The organism is Microbacterium sp. LMI1x-1-1.1, from assembly GCF_040676205.1.
Lineage (GTDB): Bacteria > Actinomycetota > Actinomycetes > Actinomycetales > Microbacteriaceae > Microbacterium > Microbacterium aquilitoris.
This window is the reverse complement of the sequence record NZ_JBEGHM010000003.1, coordinates 48,033-69,174: the sequence shown is the minus strand read 5'-3', so window position 1 is coordinate 69,174 and position 21,142 is coordinate 48,033. Positions and strand designations below refer to the sequence as shown.

The following is a 21,142-nucleotide window of genomic DNA, read 5'->3' as shown; positions in this document are numbered from 1 at the left end:
CTTCGTTCTCCCTCGACGGGTCACCGCGACCCTGATCGTCCGCGCCACGCCGCGCTCCTCGCCGCCTCGGCATCCGCTCCTCACCTGTGCAGGATCATGACCTCCTCGACGCATCCCCGTCTGTCCACCGCCCGCTCCCTCGCCCGCCTGATCCCGTTCGCGAAGCCCGTGCTCCCGCGTCTCGGGCTCGGTGCCCTCAGCGCGCTCATCGCGAGCCTGCTGGGCCTGTCCATCCCGCTCGTCCTCGAGCAGATCGTCGGCACGAACGGTCCCATCGCCTCGGGCAACCCGTGGCTGATCGCCCTCGGCGGCGGCGCCGTGCTGCTGCTCGGCCTGCTCGAAGCGCTCATGGTCTGGGCGCGCCGCTGGTTCGTGCTCTCTCCCGCCACCGCCGTCGAGTACGAGCTGCGCACCGACTTCTACGGCCGGCTGCAGCGCCTGCCCGTCGCCTTCCACGACCGGTGGCAGTCCGGTCAGCTGCTCAGCCGCATGATGCAGGACATCGGCCTCATCCGCCGGTGGATGGCGTTCGGCGTCGTCCTGCTGGTCGTGAACATGATCACGATCGTCGTCGGCTCGGCAATCCTGTTCAGCTGGCACTGGCTGCTCGGCACGATCTTCGTCATCGTCTCCGCACCGCTGTGGATCGCGGGCTTCGTGTTCGAGAACCGTTACGGCATGCTGTCACGGCAGAGCCAGGACCAGGCCGGCGACCTGGCGACCGCCGTCGAGGAGTCGGTGCACGGCATCCGCGTCCTCAAGGCCTTCGGGCGCGGCAGCCATGCCCTGCGCAAGTTCACCCGCCAGGCCGAGACGCTGCGCGAGACCGAGATCAGCAAGGCCAAGGCCGTCGGCTGGATCTGGTTCTGGCTCGTGCTGCTGCCCGACATCGCCTTCGCGCTGTGCCTCGGCGCGGGAATCTACCTCGTCTCGGTCGGCGAGATCGACACCGCCGCGCTCATCGCCTTCTTCGCGATGGCGACGATCCTGCGCTGGCCGGTCGAGTCGATCGGGTTCCTGTTCTCGTTCCTCGTCGACGCACGCACTGCGACGGACCGCATCTTCGAGGTGTTCGACGAGCAGAACACGATCGTCGACCCCGAGAACCCGGTCTCGATCGCGGAGCCCCGCGGCGAGCTGGTCTTCGAGGGGGCGCGGTTCCGGTATCAGGATGCCGCGGCCACCGAGCGCGACCTGCTCGACGGCATCGACCTGTCGCTGCGACCCGGCGAGACCATGGCTCTCGTCGGTCTGACGGGGTCGGGAAAGACGACGCTCACGACCCTGCCCGGGCGCCTTTACGACGTCACCGGCGGTCGCGTGCTGATCGACGGCGTCGACGTCCGCGACCTGCCGTTGACCGAGCTGCGCCGTCACGTCGGCATGGCTTTCGAGGACGCGACGCTGTTCTCGCAGACCGTGCGTGAGAACGTCCTGCTCGGGCGCGAGGACCTCGACCCGCAGAGCGCCGAGGGGGAGCGCGTCATGCGCGAGGCCCTTCAGGTCGCGCAGGCCGCGTTCGTCGACGACCTGCCCGACGGCGTCGACACCGTCATCGGCGAAGAGGGGCTCAGCCTCTCGGGCGGTCAGCGTCAGCGCCTCGCGCTCGCGCGCGCCGTCGCGGCGCGTCCGGCCGTCCTCGTCCTCGACGACCCGCTGTCGGCGCTCGACGTCGACACCGAGGCGCTCGTCGAGGACGCCCTCCGTGTGGTCCTGGCCGAGACGACGGCGCTCGTCGTCGCGCACCGGCCCTCCACCGTCACGCTCGCCGACCGCGTCGCGCTCCTCGAAGAGGGACGCATCACCGCCGTCGGCACGCACTCCGAGCTCCTGCGCACCAGCGAGCACTACCGGCACGTCATCTCGAGTCTCGAGGACGAGCAGGAACGTCAGCACAAGAGGGAGGTGTCCCTGTGAGCACCGTCACGGGCACCAGCGGCGAAGACCGCTCCGATTACACCCGCGAAGAGAGCCGGCAGATCCGGCGTCGCTCGCTGCGACTCCTCGGGTCGCTCGTCACGCCGCTGAAGATGCAGCTCGTCCTCGCGGGGATCGTGCTGGTCATCTCGACCGTCCTCCGCGTCGCCGGTCCCGCCCTCGTCGGCTGGGGCATCGCGAACGCGCTCCCGGCCGTCCAGAAGGAAGCCGACTGGATGCCGACGATCGTCGTCGTCATCATCTTCCTGATCTCCGCGATCGGCGGCGCCGCGCTCATCGGCTGGTACGCCGTCGTCGTGGCGCGCCTGACCCAGGCGGTCATGCTGGACCTCCGCAAGCGGATCTTCCTGCACACGCAGAAGCTCAGCCTCGAGTTCCACGAGTCGTACACGTCGGGCCGCATCATCTCGCGTCAGACGAGCGACCTCGACACGATCCGCGAGCTGCTCGACGGCGGTCTGAACGAGCTCGTCTCGGGCCTGCTGTACGGCGGGTTCACTCTCGTCGCGCTGATTCTGCTCGACTGGCAGTCCGGTCTCGTCCTCGCAGCCATGGGCGTCCCGCTGTTCTTCCTCATGCGCTGGTTCTACCTGCGCTCGCAGGTCGTCTACCGCGAGTCCCGCGTCGTGAGCGCCAAGGTGATCGTCAAGTTCGTCGAGACGATGACCGGTGTCCGCGCCGTCAAGGCGTTCCGCAAGGAGCCGGCGAACGACCGCGAGTTCGGCGGTCTGGCGAGCGACTACCGCGACATCAACATGCGCTCGATCCGCCTGTTCGGCACGTTCGAGCCCGCGATGATGGCCCTGGCATCCTTCGCCCTCGCGGCAGTGCTGCTCTGGGGTGGTCTGCGCGTGGTGAGCGGGGCTCTCGAGCTCGGTTTCCTGCTGTCGGCCGTCCTGTACGTCCGGAACTTCTTCGCGCCGATGCAGGAGGTGGCGTTCTTCCTGAACTCCTACCAGTCCGCCACGGCGGCGCTCGAGAAGGTGTCGGGCGTCCTCGAGGAGTCGCCGACCGTCCCGGATCCGGCGAAGCCGGTCGACCTCCGCGAGGCCAGCGGCCACCTGAGCTTCGACGACGTGACCTTCGGGTACTCCGAGACGAAGATCATCCTGCCGGACTTCCGCCTCGACATACCCGCCGGGCAGACGATCGCCCTCGTCGGGACGACGGGTGCCGGCAAATCGACGCTCGCCAAGCTCGTCGCACGGTTCTACGACCCGACGAAGGGTGCGGTGACGCTCGACGGCGTCGACCTGCGGGAGCTGCACCCGAAGGATCTGCGCCGCGCGATCGTCATGGTCACGCAGGAGGCCTACCTGTTCAGCGGGACCGTCGCCGACAACATCGCCCTCGGCAAGCCCGACGCGACGATGGACGAGATCCGTGCGGCGGCGCGCGCCGTGGGGGCGGACGGCTTCATCCAGAAGCTGCCCGACGGCTACGACACCGACGTGAACAAGCGCGGCGGCCGCGTATCGGCGGGGCAGCGTCAGCTGATCTCGTTCGCGCGCGCCTTCCTCGCCGACCCGGCCGTGCTGATCCTCGACGAGGCGACGGCGTCGCTCGACATCCCGAGCGAACGGCAGATCCAGGAGGCTCTCGGCACCCTGCTCGCCGACCGCACGGCGATCATCATCGCGCACCGCCTGTCGACGGTCGCGATCGCCGACCGCGTGCTCGTCATGGAGCACGGCCGCATCATCGAGGACGACACCCCCGACGCCCTCATCGCGGGCACGGGCAAGTTCGCCCAGCTGCACCGGGCCTGGCGCGAGTCGCTCGTCTGAGTCGATCCTGATCCGCTGACGGATGCCGGGGCCCGATGTCGGGGCCCCGGCATCCGTCGTTCGCGGCGGCCGAGTGTGCCGGATGCAGGTTCAGGGGGTGTTCACCGCGCTCAGGGCACCATCGGAGCCGTCTGAACCTGCACTCGGCACGGTCACCGCGCGTCGCGTGCGGGTCAGATCGCGCCGGCGCGGTGGACGGCGGCGCCGAGCGGATGCGCGGGGGTGATCTCCGCCAGGGCGAGGGCGCCGTCGATCCCGACGCCGCGGGGCGAGACGAGGCGGAGGTCCTCGCCGAGTTCGGACTCGAAGGCGTCGTGCAGCGTTCGCGAGGCGAAGACCCCGCCGATGGCGCAGACGTCGAACGCCGGCTCGTCGGTGCGCACGCGTCGGACCGCGGTCCGGGCGGATGAGGCGAGCTCGTGCGCCGCGCGACGCGAGATGTCCTGCGCCACCGCGTCGCCGGCATCCGCGGCTGCAGCGACCTCGCGAGCGAGCGAGGCGACGACGCGCACGCGGTCGTGGTCGGCCTGCAGCGCCATGTAGGCCTGCGTCAGGTCCGGCCAGCGCGACAGCGCGGCCTCGGTCAGAACCGTCGCGGGGCCGCGTCCGTCGTAGGCGCGCATCACGGCATCGAGGGCCGCGCGCCCGATCCAGTAGCCGCTGCCGGCGTCGCCCATGATCCAGCCCCAGCCGTCGACCCGCGCCGTCTCGGTCTCGCCGACGGCCAGAGTGACGACTCCGGTGCCGGCTGCGACGACGGCGCCGTGCCGATCGCCCAGCGCACCGAGGAACGACGTCGTCGAATCATGCGCGAGCATCGTCGCCTGCACGCCGTCGGCGTGGACCAGCGCGAGGAGCGCATCCGCATCGGCGTCGCGGTCGGTGAGTCCCGAGATCCCCGCCGTCACGACGTCGAGGTTGGTGCCGGTCCGCGCGAGGGTCTCGCGCACGACGTCGGCGAGCTGCGGCAGGAGGGGGATGCCGGTGTGGATGCCGCGGAACGTCAGGTCCTCGCGGCGGGTGCCGTCGTCGACTCGCACCTTGATGTCGCTCTGTCCCGCATCGATGGCGAGCACTCGGCGCGCGTTCATCGTCCTCCTCCGGTGGTGGCGCCTGCCAGCGCCCGGTACCGCTCGCGCAGGAACTCTCCCGCCGGCTTGCCATATGGACAGTAGTCGTCGTTGCGGGCGGCGACGTCCGGGTCGTAGAGCTCGGCCGGCCAGTCCCAGAGGAAGAACCCCGACATCCACTCGCGTTCCGCGCACGCGTCGAACATGACGCGGTAGTAGTCGAGCTGCGCCTGTCCCGACGGCGCGCCCTCGAGAGCCCAGTCGTTCGGTCGCATCGGGGAGTTCTCGCGCGAGGGGCATCCCGCTTCGAGGAAGACGAACGGTTTGCCGGATGCCGCGACGACCGCCTCGATCCGGTCGAGGTTCTCCTGCCACGCGTCGATCGGGTAGTAGCCGCTCGAGGAGATCACGTCGACCGCGTCCCACCAGCCGACCCGGTCCTCCTGGTACTTGTCGCAGTTGTACGTCACGAGTCCGGAGTACACCTCTCGCACCGCCCGCACCAGGTCACGCCAGTGCGCCTCCTGCCCGTCGGCGCGCACCATCTCGCACCCGATGCAGAGCATCGCGCAGCCCTCGGCCTGGGCGATGCGTGCGGCGTCGAGGATGAATTCCCGGTACGAGGCGAACCACTCCGTCCAGCTCGGCTCGCCGGGCACGTCCCAGTCGAAGAAGCCGATGAACGCGCGCCAGGTCCCGTCGGCGACGTTGACGACCGGCTTCAGACAGACCTTCAGGCCGCGGTCGTGTGCCGCGCGGATGGCGTGGACGATCTCGTCCTCGGTGACCGTCGGCTCGTCGCGGAACGGGATCTCGGTCGAGAACGCGGTCGTCTGCAGCGCGGCGTACGAGAGCGCCGTCCACGTGACGCCGTGGTCGACCATCGCGTCGAGGGATGCCGCGGCCGCAGGTGTCGTCCACGTTCCGCGGACGCCCGTCCACCCCCACGTCATCCCGCAGACGAATCCATCCGGCAGGCTCATCCGGTCACCAGCTGGTTGGCGGAGCGGAGCACGCGGGGGTCCGCGAGCGCGTCCGCGTCGAGCGCGACGCCGGCGTCGTGGCGCACGACGATGCGTCCGGTCTCGCCGGGGAGCAGCGTGAGCAGGCCGTCGGCGGGCTGCGCGGAGGCATGCACCTTGTCGGCGAGCAGCGAGACCTCGCGGGCGAAGCGCGCAGCCGTGATGCTGACCTCGGTGCCTCCCTCGACGGCGCGCGTCGAGACCGTCAGACCGGGATCGCCGAGCGTCGAGTCGCGCGGCTCGGCGAAGTACCAGATTCCGCGCGCGCCGTCGGCATCGACCACGAGCGCCTCGGACGCGGCATCCGCCGCCGTGGCGAGCTCGGCATCGATCGACATGACGAGTGTTCCCCGGGCCTCGACGGTGACGTCCACCGCCGTGTCGGCGAGCACGTCACCGCCGAACGAGACGCGTCGCGTGCGCACCGGAACGCTCCACGCCTCATCGGTGTCGTTTCCGAGGACCGCGACGAGCCGGCCGTCGCGCGGCTGCACCGTCGCGACGCGGGGCGCGAAAGCGTTCTTCAGTGCGTGGAACAGCGGCTTGACCCGCTCGGCCCCGTCGATCGCGGCCCACGAGGTGACCGGCCAGCAGTCGTTGAGCTGCCAGACGACGGCGCCCATCGTGTGCGGCGCCCACGAGCGGAAGTGGTCGAGCGCAGCGCCGACGGCGAGGGCCTGGTTCAGCTGCATCGCCCAGTGCCAGGTCTCCATATCGGCCGGCACCCGGAAGTGGGGGAGCAGACCGTTCGTGAGCTTGACGTTGCCGTCGATGGCCTTCTGGTGGACGATCATGCCCGGCGACTCGGGCGTCAGCGGCGCATCGTCGACGGACTCGACGAGAGTCGTCCACGCCGACGGCGCCTGCCAGCCGAACTCGGCGACGAAGCGCGGCGTGTGGTCGCGATACGTGGTCCAGTCGCGCCGGTTCCACTGCTCCCACAGGTGCATGCTGCCGTGCTGCTCGTCGTTCGGGTGCGGCCCTGTCTGACGACCGGATGCCGCGTCCCAGCCCGTCTCCGGACTGAAGGGGCTCCCGGGGGCGTACGGGACGTGCGGGGCGAGTTCGGCGACGAGGGCGGGGAAGAGTTCGTAGTAGTACGTCGCACCCCAGCTCTTGCCGTCGAGGCTCAGCTTCCAGCCCCAGTCCTCGAAGCCCCAGAGGTTCTCGTTGTTGCCGACGAGCTGCGCGAGCGAGGCGTGCGAGGCGAGTCGGACGATGTTCTCGCGCGCCTCGGCCTCGATCTCGGAGCGCAGGGGCTCCTCCTCGGGGTAGGCGGCGCACGCGAAGAGGAAGTCCTGCCAGACGAGCAGGCCGAGTTCGTCCGCGAGGTCGTAGAAGTCGTCGGACTCGTAGAGGCCGCCGCCCCAGACGCGGATGAGGTTCACGTTCGCGTCGATCGCCTGGCGGAAGCGGCGCTCGTAACGGTCGCGGTCGACGCGCACGGGGAGCGCGTCGTCGGGGATCCAGTTGACCCCCTTCACGAAGATCGGCCGGTCGTTGACGATGAGCGTGTACGGCGTGCCCGCGGCATCCGGCTCGGTGTCCCAGTGGAGGGTCCGGAACCCGACCCGTCGAGTGGTCGCGTCGACCGTCCCGCCCTCGGCGTGGAGGGAGACCTCGACGGTGTAGAGCGACTGGTCGCCGTGACCGACGGGCCACCAGCGGTGGGCCACGGGGAGGTCGACCTCGACGTGCCCGTTCTCCCCGACGGCGGTGGCGACCGCGGTCGCGTCGCCATCCAGGCCCGGACCCCGCACCACCGCACGCAGCTCGAGCGGGGTGCCGGCGGCATCCGTCCGGTCGATGCGGACGTCCACCGACACGCGTCCGCCGTCGCCGTCCGGCGTCGCGACGACGCGGGTCTCGGCCAGTCGCGCGGCCGACCACGACTCGAGGCGCGCCGGCTTCCAGATGCCGCTCGTGTACGTCGCGATGCCCCAGTCCCAGCCGAAGCTGCAGGCGGACTTGCGGATCGCCTCGTAGGGCAGCGGGTACGGACGCGGCCGGGCGCCGAGCTCGATGCTCGCCTGGTTCGCGTACGGCACCGGCGCGCGGAAGGCGACCTCGAGGTCGTTGTCGCCGTCGCGCAGGAGCGCGGCCACGTCGTAGCGGTAGGAGCGGTGCTGATTGGCGACCTCGCCGATCACCGTGCCGTTGAGGCGGATCGCGGCGACCGTGTCGAGACCGTCGAACACGAGGTCGTGGCGCTCGCTGCCGTCGGGCGTCCAGGCGAACGTCGTCCGATACGTCCAGTCGACGAGGCCGATCCACGCCAGCAGCGACTCGTTGTCGCCGTGGAACGGGTCGGGGATCAGGCCCTCGGCGAGCAGATCGACATGGATGCTGCCGGGCACCGTCGCCGGCACGGTGAGACCACCGACGACGTCGGGTACGGGACCCGCGGTGGCGCGGACGGTCCATCCGTCGTGGAGGGGACGGCGGGAGAGGTGGGTCACTTGACGGCTCCTGAGGTGAGGCCCTGGTAGATCCATCGTTGCAGGACGAGGAAGGCGACCAGCGTCGGGATGATCACGACGAGCGTGCCGGCCGCGATCACCTCCCACTGCGCGCCGAAGGGCCCCTTGAATCGGAAGAGGGACGTGGAGATCATGCCCTCGGAGGGCAGGTAGAGGAAGGGGGCGTAGAACTCGTTGTAGACCGCGATGCCCTTGATGATGACGACGGTGGCGATCGCGGGGCGCAGCAGCGGGAGGATCACACGCCAGTAGATCGTCCACCGGTTGGCGCCGTCGATCATCGCGGCTTCGTCGAGCGAGATCGGGATCGACTGCATGAACTGGATGAAGAGGTAGATCGCGATGATGTCGGTGCCCATGAAGAGCAGGATCAGCGCGGCCTTGGTGTCGTAGAGGCCGAGACCGTTGACGAGCTGGAACGTCGCGACCTGACTCGTCACGCCCGGGATGAGGGTGGCCAGCAGGAACAGGCCCATGACGAGCTTCTTGCCCCGGAAGGCGAACCGGTCGAGGGCGTACGCGGCCATCGTGCCGAGTGCGATCGTGCCGACGAGCGAGACGGCCAGCACGATCGTCGTGTTGACGAAGCCCTCGAGCATCTTGCCGCTCGTGAACGCCGTCACGAAGTTGTCGAAGTTCAGCCAGTTCGACGGCGGATCGAACGGCCCCGTCGCCGCGTATTCGCTCGAGCTCTTCATCGAGGCGAACAGCAGCACCGACAGCGGCAGCAGGGTGACGATCGCGGCGATCACGAGGCTCGTGTACTTCGCCGCGGTGGCGCTCATGCTGCCGAGACGCTGGAGCGGCGTCCGCCCCGACCGGCGCCGGGGGAGGGGCGTGGGCTTCGTGGGAGGCATCAGGGTGGCGGTCATGTCAGGTCCACCTTCTCGTCGGGGAACACGCGGCGCTGGATCCACGTCACGACCAGCACGATGGCCAGCAGGACGACGGCCATGGCCGAGGCCAGTCCGACCTGGCGGAAGGAGAACGCGGTCTGCAGGGTCTGGATGACGAAGGTCGCCGACCCGTTGGCGCCGCCGGTCATGATGAACGGCACCTCGAACACCGACAGGCTGCCGGCGATGGCGAGGATGAACGACAGTCCGATGATGCGACGGATGCCGGGGGCGATGATCGACCAGAACTGCTGCCACTTGTTGGCGCCGTCCAGCTCCGCGGCTTCGTAGAGCTCGCGGGGGATCGACTGGATCGCGCCGAGGAAGAGCACGAAGTTCAGCCCCGTGTAGCGCCAGACGGATGTGCCGGCGAGCGACCAGTTGACGACGTCGGGGTCGCCCAGCCACTTCGGCGGGTCGGCGAGGCCGACCCATCCGAGCACGGTGTCGAGGGTGCCTCCGGGCTGGAACAGGTAGAGGAAGACGAACCCGATCGCGACGCCGTTGATCAGGTACGGGAAGAAGAGGATGCCGCGGAACAGGTTCGAGAACCGGGTCGAGAAGCTGAGGATCACCGCGAAGTAGAGCGCGATGGCCATCTGCAGGAAGGAGGCGGCGAAGTAGTAGAGGCTCACCCAGAAGACGCTGAAGATGCGCGGATCGGTGAAGACCTGCACGTAGTTGTCGATGCCGACGAGGTTCTTCTCGAGGTCGATGCCGTCCCAGTCGGTGACCGAGTAGTAGAAGAGGTTCAGCGCCGGCCAGTAGGTGAACAGGAGGAGGAGGCCGACCGCCCCGGAGAGGAAAAGCCAGGGGGTCAGCCGTTGCACGATCCCGCGTCCCGCCCGGCGCGACCCGCTGCCGGGGGCGCCGGATGCGCGGCGTGTGCCGCGCATCCGACGTCCTCGGGCGGGTGCGGACAGGACCGCAGGGGCATCCGCGGGTGCGGAGCCGGAAGCTGCGATCGCCATCGTGGATGCCTCTCTCAGCCGAGCTTCTTCGCCGATGCGCCCCAGCGCTCGTTGAGTTCGGCGAAGTAGCTGTCCTTGTCGCCGTCGGCGGCGCCGCGGGCGATGTCGACGAGCTTCTGGCGGTAGAGCGGGCCGTAGAGGTCGATCTGCGAGTCGTCGGCGATGGCGTTGATCAGACCCTCCTTGCCGGCGGGGGCGGGGTTGATCTCCATGAGCTCGACTCCCGAGTCCTCGAACCCGGCGAGGTTGGCGGGGAGCGGCTTGTCGATGACGGGGGACAGCATGCCCTGCGCCTCCGTGTAGCCGGAGTCGGCGGCGACCCACTGGATCCACGCCCACGCGGCGGCCTTCGCCTTCGAGTGCTTGCTCACGGCGAGGTTGTAGTCGCCGCCGATGACGGCGTACTGGGTGCCGTCGACGTTGGCCGGGAAGGCCATGTAACCGATGTCGTCGGCCGAGCCGCCGTTCGCCTCGGCGGCCGCCTGCATCTGCGAGATGGCCCACGAGCCGAGCGGCATCGTGGCGATCTTGCCGGTGCCGAGGTCGACCTTGGACTGCTCCCAGTTGGTGGTGAGCGGGTCCTCCTCCGTGAGTCCGGCGGCGACCGTGTCGTAGAGGAAGGAGTCGACCGCGTAGGTGTCGGTGCCCTCGGTCCACGGCGCGGGGTTCTCCGCCATCGTGATGGGGGCGTCGGGGTCGTGCGTGATCGAGCCGAGGTTCCCGAAGGCCTGCGTGAGCGGCCAGCCGTCCTTGTAGTTGGTGTACATCGGGATCGCGTCGGTGTTGTCCTTCACCTTCTGCAGCGTCTCGAGCCAGCCGGCCTCGTCGGTGGGCAGGTCGGTGATCCCCGCCGCGTCGAAGACCTTCTTGTTGTAGACGATGCCGTTGGCGTTGCCGCCGAAGGCGAGGCCGTACTGCGTGCCGTCGAAGCTCGCGGCGGGCAGGAAGCGGTACGTGTCCTCGAACGACGAGGTCTTGCCGAGCGGCTCGAGGAACTGCTCGTACTGGTCGGGCTTGATCGCCGGGATGCCGATGACGTCGCCGTAGTTCGTGGTCGACATGCGGGTGAGCATCTCGCCGGCGTAGTCGGTGATGCCCTCGAAGGTGACGTTCACGTCGGGGTACTTCTTGGTGAACTCCTTCGCGTACTTCTCAAAGGTGCCGTCCTCGACCAGGTCGGTGCGCCAGGTGACGACCTTGATGTCGCCGGCCACCTTTCCGTCGATCGTGTTGTCGCCGGCGGGCTGTGTGCCACCGCCGGCGCAACCGGCGAGGGCGATGCCGGCGAGCGTGAGCGTCGCGGCAGCAACGCCGATCCGTGTGCGTGCCATGTGTGCGTCTCCTGTCAGGTTCGTCTTCGAAACCACTCGGGTGCGGGTCGGCAACGGCGCCGACGCGGCTCACGTTAGACCCCCGACCGACCTCTCACAAGGCTTCGATGACAGCGCTGTCTGGACTTGTCCGGATGACGATGCACATCCGCGAAATAGCCCTGGACTGGGGTTTATCATCTCGGATGCGTCTTTGTGAGGCATCCGATGTCAGAAAAATGTCCATCGTCGTCATTTCCGCTCGGACTGCTATCGTGGGCGGCGGGAGGCACGATGACGGTGCAGCAACGGGCCACGCTCGACGACGTCGCGCGGCTGGCCGGAGTCAGCTCCAAGACGGTCTCGCGGGTCTTCGCGCAGCGGGAGCTCGTCGCACCGCAGACGGTCGAGCGGGTCCTCGCCTCGGCGAAGCGGCTGCGCTTCCGGCCCAACAGCCTCGCGCAGGGGCTGCGCCGTGGGGGCAGCCGCACGGTCGGCTTCATCATCGGCGAGCTGAGCAACCCGTTCTACTACAAGGTCGCCGCCGGTATCGAGAAGGAGCTCTCGGCGCACGGGTTCAGCCTCGTCGTCGCCACCACCGACGACACCGAAGAGGGCGAGGGGCGCGTCGCCGATGCGCTCCTGGCGCAGCGCGTCGGAGCGCTGCTGCTGATCCCCGTCGGCGAAGACCAGTCCTACCTCGAGGGGGAGCGTCAGCTCGGGACCCCCGTCATCGCCATCGACCGCCCGGCCCGCAACCTCGCGGCCGACTCGATCGTCCTCGACAACCGCGCGGCCGTCCTCGAGGCGACCCGTCGGCTGACGGCGCTCGGTCACCGGCGCATCGCCTACGTCTGCAACCCGGCATCCGTCTGGACGCAGTCCGAGCGTCTCGCCGGCTACCGCCAGGCGATGGCCGAGGCGGGCATCGAGGCAGGGCGGTGGGAGATGCTGGGCGACGATCTGTCGATTCCGCCGCGGGACCTCGTGCAGCGCCTCTGGCAGCAGGATGCCGCGCCGACGGCCATCATCGCCGGCAACAACCGGGTGACGGTCGGCGCACTGCGCGCGCTGAAGGCGCGCGACGATCAACGGACGGCGCTCATCGGCTTCGACGACTTCGACACCGCGGACGTGCTCGGTGTCTCGGTCATCTCATACGACCCGCTCGAACTGGGGCGACGCGCGGCCACCCTCGCGATGGAGCGCATCGGCGACCCCTCCGGCTTCGTGCGTCAGATCACCCTGCCGACGTGGATCATCGAGCGGGGCACCGGCGAGCGTCCGCCGGTCGACTGAGCGGACTCAGACCCGCGCCGCGAGGAACTCGGTCTGCCGCATCCACTGGTACGCCTGGCCGCCCTCGTGCTCGTTGAAGGGGAAGACCTCGATCTCCTTGTCCGCCCCGGCCCATGCGTTGAAGGCCGCGAACACGGTCGACGGCGGGCAGATCGGGTCGAGCAGGGCGACCGAGAAGAGGGATGCCGCCTGTGCCCGCGCGGCGAAGCTCACCCCGTCGAAGTACGAGAGGGTCTCGAAGACGCGCTCCTCCGCTCCGCGGTGGACGGCCAGGTACCGCGCGACCTCCTCGTACGGGTCGCGGCCCGTCATCCCGACGGCGCGCTCGAAGTGGCAGAGGAAGGGCACGTCGGGCATCGCCGCGACGAGATCGTCGCTGAGGGCTGCCGCCGCGATGGCGATGCCGCCGCCCTGGCTGCCGCCGCACACGGCCACACGGGCGGCATCCACCTCGGGGAGGGAACGCACCGCGTCGATCGCCCGCACCGCGTCGGTGAACACGCGGCGGTAGTAGTAGGTCTCGGGGTCGTCGATGCCCTGAGTCATGTATCCCGGGAAGGCGGGGCCGGAGCCGTGCGGGTCGGGGGTCGCCCCGCCCGATCCCCAGGCGCTGCCTTGGCCGCGGGTGTCCATGAAGAAGTGCGCGTAGCCGGATGCCGCCCACCCGAGCCGCTCCACCGGCAGACCCCGGCCCCCGCCGTACCCGTTGAACTCGACGACGGCCGGCAGCGCGCCGTCGCGCGCGGTCGGCAGGAGCAGCCAGCCCTTCACGGGGTCGCCCGCGAAGCCGGGGAACGTCACGTCGAACGCCTCGATGCCCCGCAGGGGCGTCTCGACCGGGGTGACCACCGGCGACCCGCCGGCCTCCCGCGCGCCGGCGATCGTGCTCGACCAGAAGTCGTCGAAGTCGGCGGGGATGCGGATCTGGGGACGGTAGTCGCGGAGGTCGGGCAGAGGCAGATCGAAGCGCGGCACGGCCTCACCCTAGCGCCCGGGCGAGCCCCGGCGGAGATATCTCGACATCGAGAGAAACCGGGGTCGTGCGATACGCTGAGGAGCATCCGCGACGCCCTTTTCTTGGAGACGACACGTGCCTGATTCCACCATCATCTACACCTACACCGACGAGGCTCCCGCGCTGGCGACGGCGTCCTTCCTGCCGATCGTCGAAGCGTTCGCCGGAAAGGCCGGAGTCCACATCGACACCCGCGACATCTCGCTCGCGGGCCGCATCCTCGCGGCGTTCCCCCAGAACCTCACCCCCGAGCAGCAGGTGGGCGACGCGCTCGCCGAACTCGGCGGTCTCGCCACCCTCCCCGAGGCCAACATCATCAAGCTGCCGAACATCTCGGCATCCATTCCGCAGCTCAAGGCGGCCGTCGCCGAGCTGAAGGCCGCCGGCTACGACATCCCGGACTACCCGGACGAGCCGAAGGACGTGGCAGAGAAGGACATCCGCGCCCGGTACGACCGCATCAAGGGTTCCGCCGTGAACCCCGTCCTGCGCGAAGGCAACAGCGACCGTCGTGCCCCGCTCTCGGTCAAGAACTACGCGCGCAAGCACCCGCACCGCAACAAGCCCTTCGCCGACGGCAGCAAGACCCGCGTCGCGACGCTCGGCCACGACGACTTCAAGTCCAACGAGACCTCGACGGTCATCGAAGGTGACGACGTCCTGACGATCCGCTTCACGGCCGAGGACGGCGCCGTCACCGAGCTGAAGTCGGGACTCAAGGTCCTCCCCGGCGAGGTGGTCGACGCGACCTTCCTCTCCGCGGCGGCTCTCGACGCCTTCCTGACCGACACGATCGCTCAGGCTGCGGCCGAGGACGTGCTCTACTCCGTGCACCTCAAGGCCACCATGATGAAGGTCAGCGACCCGATCATCTTCGGTCACGTCGTCCGCGCCTTCTTCGCCGACGTCTTCTCGCGCTTCGGTGACAAGCTCGCCGCGGCCGGCCTCACCCCGAACGACGGTCTCGGCGCGATCCTCGCCGGTCTCGGCCACGTCGAGGGCGGCGACGAGATCCGCTCGGCGTTCGATGCGGCCATCGCGAACGGTCCCCGACTCTCGTACGTCAACTCCGACAAGGGCATCACCAACCTGCACGTCCCCTCCGACGTGATCGTGGATGCCTCGATGCCGGCCCTCATCCGCAACGGCGGCAAGCTGTGGGGTGCCGACGGCGGTGAGGACGACACGATCGCCGTCATCCCCGACTCCTCCTACGCGGGCGTCTACCAGGCGACCATCGACGACGTGATCGCGAACGGTCCGCTGAACCCGGCGACCATCGGCTCCGTGCCGAACGTCGGACTCATGGCGCAGGCGGCCGAGGAGTACGGCTCGCACGACAAGACGTTCGAGATCCCCGCGGCCGGCACGGTCGAGGTCGTGAACGCGGCGGGCGAGGTCCTCCTCTCGCACGCGGTGCAGTCGGGTGACATCTGGCGTGCGACGCAAACCAAGGACGTCGCCATCCGCGACTGGGTGAAGCTCGCCGTCACGCGTGCCCGTGCGACCGGGGTCCCCGCCGTGTTCTGGCTCGACGAGAGCCGCGCGCACGACGCGAACCTCATCGCGAAGGTGAAGACCTACCTCGCCGACCACGACACCGAGGGGCTCACGATCGAGATCCTCGCGCCGGCCGACGCGACCCGGTACTCGCTCGAGCGAATCCGCCGCGGTGAGGACACCATCTCGGTCACCGGCAACGTCCTCCGCGACTACCTCACCGACCTGTTCCCGATCCTCGAGGTCGGCACGAGCGCCAAGATGCTCTCGATCGTCCCGCTGCTCGCCGGCGGCGGACTGTTCGAGACCGGTGCGGGCGGCTCGGCCCCCAAGCACGTGCAGCAGCTCGTCGGTGAGAACTACCTGCGCTGGGACTCGCTGGGCGAGTTCTTCGCACTGGCTGCCTCGTTCGAGCACCTCGCCGACTACACCGGCAACGCGCACGCGAAGGTCCTCGCCGACACCCTCGACGCGGCCACCGGCACCTTCCTCGAAGAGGACAAGTCGCCCGGACGCGCCCTCGGCACGATCGACAACCGCGGCAGCCACTTCTACCTCGCGACCTACTGGGCGCAGGAGCTGGCTCGTCAGACCGTCGACGCCGAGCTCGCGGCGGCCTTCGCCCCCGTCGCCGAGGCGCTGAGCTCGAACGAGGAGACGATCGTCGCCGAGCTCGTCGCCGTGCAGGGTGCGCCCGCCGAGATCGGCGGCTATTACCGTCCCGACCCTGCGCTGGTCGAGAAGGTCATGCGCCCCTCGTCGACGCTGAACGGCATCATCGACGGGCTCTGATCCGAACGAACGGATGCCCCGGCCGCGTCAGCGGGCCGGGGCATCCGTTCGTTCGGGGGAGTGTCAGAGCTTGATCTGCGCGACGACCTCGCCGTACTCGGTCTCGTCGACGGGAGTGAAACCGACGCGCTGGAAGAACGCGTCCGGCCCGCCCTCGCCCGCTTCGTAGATGACGTTGACGTGGTCGAAACCGCGCGCACGGGCTTCGTCGATGAGCTGGTCGACGGCGTAACGGCCGACGCCGCGGCCCTGGTCGTCGGCATCCACATTGATGCGCCAGAGCACCGAACGGAAGTGCTCGTGGGGGGCGTCCGCATCGAACCCGGCACTCACGAAGCCCACGACCTCGTCGCCGTCGAGGATGACGCGCTGCCACGAGGTGGCGGGATCGACCACGGTCGCCGCGATCGCGTAGCTCTCGGGCGTGACGAACCGTTCCTGGCCCGGCTTGAGGGAGAGCGTGTTCACACCGACGATCGTCGACGCCGACAGTTCTTCTACGCGGAGGTCAGCCATGAGCACAGGCTAACCGGGATCGCCACGGACTGCATCCGAACGATCGATGCGCTTCGCGTCAGGAATGGATCCAGACGTCGCCGCCGTCGGGCATCCAGTCGTAGAGCTTCTTGGCCAGGGCCGGAGGCATGTTGACGCAGCCGGCGCTCATCTGGTTGCCGAAGTTGTTGTGCCAGTACGCGCCGTGGAAGGCCTGGTTGCCGTTGAAGTACATGACCCACGGGACGTCGGGCTGCGTGTACTTGTTGCCGGTGTCGCGCGACGTGCCCTTCATGTCCTGCAGGGGGGTGCGCCAGCCGATCGAGTAGTGACCGGTGTACGTCACCGCGCCGTCGCGGCCGCTGGAGATCAGCCAGGTGTCGACGACCTTGCCGTTCTCCTTCAGGTAGAGCCGCTGCTCGCCGAGGTCGACCTCGGCGAGTCGGACGGTGCTCACCGTGTCGCGCGGCGTCACATCGACGGGCAGGTCGTAGGACGCATCGCCGGTGGCGAGCTGGTCGGCGAAGTCGCGGGCGATGCCCGAGGTCTCACCGAGGACGCGGCCGTCCTGGCCCGCGACGACGGTCGACAGCACGGTGCCCGCCTCGCTCGTGAGGACGTTGGCGCTCTCGGGGTCCTGGTTGACCTTCGTCGGCAGCGCGTCGACGGCCGCCTGGATCGCCGCGGCGTCGGCCGTGTAGCCGAACGTGCCGGACTCGTCGGCCGAGACCTGCAGCCAGGACGCGAGGGTCTCGGGTGCGACAGGCACGGCACGGTCGTCGCCGACGTAGAAGCCGGCCTCGGCGATCATGTCGTTGAGGGTGGTCGCGGTCGCCTCGGCCTCCGCCGTCGTGACGGCCGACGCGACCGGCTCGGGCGTCGGGTCGACGCTGGCGGTGCTGGCGCCGTCGGCGAGGGCGGTCTCGAGGGCGGCGCGGACGGCGTCGATCGACACCCCGGTGCCGTCGACCGCCGGTGTCACCGTGTACGCGCCGTCCTGGAACGAGACGGCCGCAGGCGTCGGATCGGTGTACGCGTCGGGCAGTGCCGCGCGCAGAGCGGATGCTGCCCGGTCGGCGTCGAGGGTGACCTCAGGCGTCCCGTACTCGGCGAACCACGCGGTCACGTTCCACATGGGGCTGCCCGCGAAAGCGGCGTCGGCGACGGCGGAGGCATCGACCGAGGCGCCGAGATCGGCAGCCGACACGGTCGGGCCGCCGTCACCCAGCGAAACCTCGATGGACGCGAGGCGCGACGAGATCGAGTCGGCAGCGGCTCCCGCGGTCTGTCCGCCCACCGGCACTCCGGCGGCGGTCGTCCCCGGGGCGATCAGCACGAGCGAGCACACCGTGGCGGCGGCGACGACAGCGGCGACGGGCAGCCCGATCTTCAGCCACAGACGGCGAGGCTTGGGCGCCGGCTCGGCCGGTGCCCAGCGGACGTCGACGTGCCCACCCGATGCGGGCGTGCCGTCGGCGTCCTGGCGTGTGATGGTCTCGGACATCGATCTCCCCCGAGCTGCGGCCCGGCGTTCCCGACTCCACGGGGATCCGGGGTCTCGTCGCCAGGGCGAATGTCGCTTCCGAAAAGGGTACGCGACGTGGGCTGAATCCGGTTCACCGACCGCACAGATCGTGATAATCGGACACCGCCGTGCGGATGCGGTCGGTGGCGTCGGCGAGGCCCGTGGCGCCGTCGAGGTCGCCCGCCGCGGCATCCGCGGAGGCGTCCGCCAGAACGTCGAATCCGGCGCGGAGGTCGGCGACGATCGCCTCGACGCGTGCATTGTCGATCGATCCGGAGACCTGGCGCAGCGTCGTGCGGACGGCGGCGGTGGCCGTCGCGGCGGCGGCCGGGTCGGCGGCATCCGCCTCGGCGAAGTCGGTCATCGCACCGTCGACGGCGCCCGAGAGGGTCGCGCACGCGGCGGCGACGGTCTGCGTGTCGTGCCGCGGGGCCGCCGGCGTGCACGCGACGGCGATCGCGGCGATCGCGGCGGCGACGAGGAGGGTGCCCGCGGCGCGGGCGGGGCGGGATGCGGACACGTCGGGCCTCCTCGGGTCGGGACCGTTCGAGCCTGTCACGTCTCCGCTGGAGGAACGGTGGAACCCGGGCTCCGGCCGGGCGGGTGACAGCCCCGCACCGCGGGCCGTAGGGTGTGGCCATGCAGCGCACAACGGTGTGGTCGTGGCTCATCGGCGGTCTCCTGCTCGTCGGGCAGAGCGTGCTCGGCGTGCTCCCCGCCCTCGCCGCCCGCGCGGGAGACGCCGCCTCGGTACCGCTCGAACTCGGCGCCGCCGTGCTGGTCGCCGCCGCCTGCGTCGTCTATGCGTTCGGGTTGCGGCCCGAGGAGAGCGTCGTCGCCCGTCGGCCGGCGGGTGTGGTCATGCTGCTCTCGCTGGGCGGGTTCGTCCTGGTGCGCGCCGCGTGGTGGGCCGGCCCCACCGGGTACGCCGTCGGTGCGGAGCCGACCGCGGCGCTGAGTGTCATCGTCGCTTTCCTCCTGGCCATCGGGGGCGCGATCGCGATCCTCCGCATCGGGGTGATCCCGCGGCCGTGGAGTTGGATCCCGATTGCCGCCATCGGTCTGGGGCTCGGCCTCGCCACCATGTTCGCCGTGGCGACACTCGTGGCGCCGGGTGCCGGCGGTCCCGTCGGGGTGCTCCCCGCGTCGATCCCGGGTGTCGTCGGGATCATCTCGATCGTCCTGGCGGTCACGACGCAGCCGTCGCCGGCGCGGCCGTCGGCTTCACCGGCCGGCGCCGCCGTCCGTCACGGCTGAGGAGAGAAGACCTTGCCCGGGTTGAGGATCCCGGCCGGGTCGAAGACGGACTTGATCCCGCGCTGCAGCGACCACTGATCCTCGCCGAGCTCGTCCGCGAGCCAGCGGCTCTTCAGGACGCCGATGCCGTGTTCGCCGGTCAGGGTGCCGCCGAGGGCGATCGCCGCGCGGAACAGGTCGTCGGCCGCGCGCCAGACCTCGGCGGGCACCTCGTCGCCCTCGAAGATGAAGTTGGGGTGCAGGTTGCCGTCGCCGGCGTGACAGACCGTGGGGATCGTCAGCCCGTAGGCGGCTTCGATGCGGGCGATCTCGTCGAACATCGCCGGCAGCGCGCTCCGCGGCACGGACACGTCCTCGATCAACGCCGTTCCCAGCGTCTCCATCGCGGGGTGCATCGCCCGCCGCACCGCCCACAGCTGCGCGGCTTCCGCGTCGTCCGCGGCGAGCCGCACGGCTCCGCCGCTCGCGGCGAGGATGTCCGCGATCTCGGTCTGCTCGTGTGCCGCGGCGGCTCCGTCGGTCTGCACGGTCAGCTGCGTCGCGCCGGGCGTCGGCGGGGCGAGACCGAGGAGCGCATGCGCGGCCGTCAGGCTCACGGCATCCATCAGCTCCATGATCGACGGCTGGATGCCGGCCGCGGTCACGGCGGCGGCTCCGGCGGCGGCGGTGCGGACATCGGGGAAGAGGGCGGTGAGGGTCCGCGTCTCGCCGGGCACGAGCCGACGGAGCTTCAGGGTCGCGCCGACCACGACGCCCAGGGTGCCCTCCGAGCCGATCATGAGTGCCGTCAGGTCGTAGCCCGTGACGCCTTTGACGCTGCGATGACCCGTCGAGATAAGCCGCCCGTCGGCGAGGACGACATCGAGTGCGAGGACGGCGTCGCGGACGACTCCGTACTTCGCGCACAGCAACCCGCCCGCGCCCGTCGCGATGTTGCCGCCGACGGTCGAGATCTCGCGGCTGGCGGGGTCAGGTGCCCACCAGAGACCATAGGGGGCGAGGGTGCGCCCGAGGTCGGCGTTGACGATGCCGGGTTCCACGACGGCGAGGAGGTCGTCCGGGCGGACCTCGAGGACACGGTCCATGCCGCGCACCGACAGGGCGATCTCGCCGGCGCCGGTGTTCGCTCCTCCGGCGAGGCCCGTACCGGCGCCGCGGGTCACGACCGGCGTGCCCGTCGCGGTGGCGATCCGCATCGTGGTCTGGACGTCTGCGACGGATGCCGCGTGCACGACGGCGAGCGGTCGCCCGGCGGCGCGGTGCCCCGACTTGTCGGCGCGGGCCGCGTCGACGGCCGGATCGGAGGTGTCGACGCGCTCCCCGAGCGCCTCGCGCAGCAGAGCGACGACGTCGGTCACGACAGGCGGCGGCGCCCCGCGAGGACGCCGACCACGACGGCGACGACGGCGAAGCCGAGACCGATCCAGGCCTGTCCCGCGCTCCACCAGGCGATCGTCGCGGACAGGTAGATGAGCAGCTCGACGAGTCCGCGCACGAACGGGTGGACGCGGATCACGGCGCGCGGCGAGGCGAACAGGCCCCACACGATGAGCGTCGCGAGGGGCGCGGCGATTCCGAAGACGATGTTCCAGGGGAGGTCCCACGCCGTGAAGCCCCAGATCGCGAGTGATGCCACCGCGAAGAGGGTGCACAGGAAGCTGAGGAGGTCGAGGGCCGAGAGCCGCTCTGCGGTCGCGGTGGTCCCGGTGGCGGCGGGTGCCGTGGCGGCGGGTGCGGGCTCCGCGGGTCGTTCGGGGCGGACGTGGGGGAGCTCGGACATGCCTC

Annotated in this window: 17 protein-coding genes; 5 read left to right on the top strand and 12 right to left on the bottom strand. The window is 70.1% G+C overall.

The genetic code is table 11. The annotated features are described in order from the left end of the window. Positions 1-96: 96 nt before the first annotated feature. Positions 97-1,917, top strand: coding sequence for an ABC transporter ATP-binding protein (locus tag MRBLMI1x_RS14190; RefSeq protein ID WP_018188867.1), 1,821 nt, complete (start codon positions 97-99; stop codon positions 1,915-1,917). Next, positions 1,914-3,725 (top strand): ABC transporter ATP-binding protein, encoded by a 1,812-nt coding sequence (locus MRBLMI1x_RS14185; protein ID WP_018188866.1) that lies wholly within the window; start codon positions 1,914-1,916, stop codon positions 3,723-3,725. The genes MRBLMI1x_RS14190 and MRBLMI1x_RS14185 overlap by 4 nt, the downstream gene beginning before the upstream one ends. Positions 3,726-3,898: 173 nt before the next feature. Here MRBLMI1x_RS14185 and MRBLMI1x_RS14180 read toward each other — a convergent pair whose 3' ends face one another. Genes MRBLMI1x_RS14180 through MRBLMI1x_RS14155 form a run of 6 tightly spaced genes read right to left on the bottom strand, consistent with a single transcriptional unit; the run spans position 3,899 to position 11,495 of the window. Beyond that, positions 3,899-4,816 carry an N-acetylglucosamine kinase gene (locus tag MRBLMI1x_RS14180; protein WP_363459512.1) on the bottom strand — a complete coding sequence of 306 codons (918 nt, stop codon included), beginning with the start codon at positions 4,814-4,816 and terminating at the stop codon, positions 3,899-3,901. Next, complete coding sequence (locus MRBLMI1x_RS14175) at positions 4,813-5,778, bottom strand: glycoside hydrolase family 113 (RefSeq protein ID WP_414685644.1); 966 nt, start codon at positions 5,776-5,778, stop codon at positions 4,813-4,815. Before MRBLMI1x_RS14175 ends, MRBLMI1x_RS14180 begins: the two co-directional genes overlap by 4 nt. Then, positions 5,775-8,276 (bottom strand): glycoside hydrolase family 2 protein, encoded by a 2,502-nt coding sequence (locus MRBLMI1x_RS14170; RefSeq protein WP_363459510.1) that lies wholly within the window; start codon positions 8,274-8,276, stop codon positions 5,775-5,777. The genes MRBLMI1x_RS14175 and MRBLMI1x_RS14170 overlap by 4 nt, the downstream gene beginning before the upstream one ends. Further along, positions 8,273-9,169 (bottom strand): carbohydrate ABC transporter permease, encoded by an 897-nt coding sequence (locus MRBLMI1x_RS14165; RefSeq protein ID WP_363459508.1) that lies wholly within the window; start codon positions 9,167-9,169, stop codon positions 8,273-8,275. Before MRBLMI1x_RS14165 ends, MRBLMI1x_RS14170 begins: the two co-directional genes overlap by 4 nt. After that, positions 9,166-10,164: a carbohydrate ABC transporter permease gene (locus tag MRBLMI1x_RS14160; RefSeq protein ID WP_028497332.1), complete on the bottom strand. Its 999-nt coding sequence runs from the start codon at positions 10,162-10,164 to the stop codon at positions 9,166-9,168. Before MRBLMI1x_RS14160 ends, MRBLMI1x_RS14165 begins: the two co-directional genes overlap by 4 nt. Positions 10,165-10,178: 14 nt before the next feature. Further along, on the bottom strand, positions 10,179-11,495 hold the full coding sequence (locus tag MRBLMI1x_RS14155) for an ABC transporter substrate-binding protein (RefSeq protein ID WP_363459506.1): 1,317 nt from the start codon (positions 11,493-11,495) through the stop codon (positions 10,179-10,181). A 273-nt stretch (positions 11,496-11,768) separates the two neighbouring features. Here MRBLMI1x_RS14155 and MRBLMI1x_RS14150 point away from each other — a divergent pair, with 273 nt between their 5' ends. Further along, a complete protein-coding gene (locus MRBLMI1x_RS14150) occupies positions 11,769-12,773 on the top strand; it encodes a LacI family DNA-binding transcriptional regulator (protein WP_363459504.1) in 1,005 nt (334 codons plus the stop codon). A gap of 6 nt (positions 12,774-12,779) precedes the next feature. Here the strand turns inward: MRBLMI1x_RS14150 and MRBLMI1x_RS14145 are convergent, their stop codons facing one another. Next, complete coding sequence (locus MRBLMI1x_RS14145; RefSeq protein ID WP_363459502.1) at positions 12,780-13,748, bottom strand: acetylxylan esterase; 969 nt, start codon at positions 13,746-13,748, stop codon at positions 12,780-12,782. A gap of 115 nt (positions 13,749-13,863) precedes the next feature. Here MRBLMI1x_RS14145 and MRBLMI1x_RS14140 point away from each other — a divergent pair, with 115 nt between their 5' ends. Beyond that, on the top strand, positions 13,864-16,080 hold the full coding sequence (locus tag MRBLMI1x_RS14140; RefSeq protein WP_363459500.1) for an NADP-dependent isocitrate dehydrogenase: 2,217 nt from the start codon (positions 13,864-13,866) through the stop codon (positions 16,078-16,080). A gap of 63 nt (positions 16,081-16,143) precedes the next feature. On the opposite strand, the gene MRBLMI1x_RS14135 is transcribed toward MRBLMI1x_RS14140, so the two are convergent. From MRBLMI1x_RS14135 to MRBLMI1x_RS14125, 3 genes are all read right to left on the bottom strand, one after another. Further along, positions 16,144-16,596: a GNAT family N-acetyltransferase gene (locus MRBLMI1x_RS14135; protein WP_116228534.1), complete on the bottom strand. Its 453-nt coding sequence runs from the start codon at positions 16,594-16,596 to the stop codon at positions 16,144-16,146. A 58-nt stretch (positions 16,597-16,654) separates the two neighbouring features. Then, positions 16,655-18,079, bottom strand: a complete 1,425-nt coding sequence (locus tag MRBLMI1x_RS14130; RefSeq protein ID WP_363459497.1) for a L,D-transpeptidase family protein — start codon at positions 18,077-18,079, stop codon at positions 16,655-16,657. A gap of 112 nt (positions 18,080-18,191) precedes the next feature. After that, entirely contained in the window at positions 18,192-18,620 is a 429-nt protein-coding gene (locus tag MRBLMI1x_RS14125) for a hypothetical protein (protein WP_020096666.1), read from the bottom strand. A gap of 119 nt (positions 18,621-18,739) precedes the next feature. Here MRBLMI1x_RS14125 and MRBLMI1x_RS14120 point away from each other — a divergent pair, with 119 nt between their 5' ends. After that, the gene (locus MRBLMI1x_RS14120; RefSeq protein ID WP_363459495.1) at positions 18,740-19,357 is read left to right on the top strand and encodes a hypothetical protein; all 618 of its coding nucleotides are present in this window, start codon (positions 18,740-18,742) and stop codon (positions 19,355-19,357) included. Here MRBLMI1x_RS14120 and MRBLMI1x_RS14115 read toward each other — a convergent pair. Together MRBLMI1x_RS14115 and MRBLMI1x_RS14110 are read right to left on the bottom strand one after the other, a co-directional pair. After that, positions 19,348-20,715, bottom strand: coding sequence for an FAD-binding oxidoreductase (locus tag MRBLMI1x_RS14115; protein ID WP_363459493.1), 1,368 nt, complete (start codon positions 20,713-20,715; stop codon positions 19,348-19,350). The genes MRBLMI1x_RS14120 and MRBLMI1x_RS14115 overlap by 10 nt on opposite strands. Continuing rightward, positions 20,712-21,137: a YrdB family protein gene (locus tag MRBLMI1x_RS14110; RefSeq protein ID WP_020096669.1), complete on the bottom strand. Its 426-nt coding sequence runs from the start codon at positions 21,135-21,137 to the stop codon at positions 20,712-20,714. Before MRBLMI1x_RS14110 ends, MRBLMI1x_RS14115 begins: the two co-directional genes overlap by 4 nt. Positions 21,138-21,142: the final 5 nt, after the last annotated feature.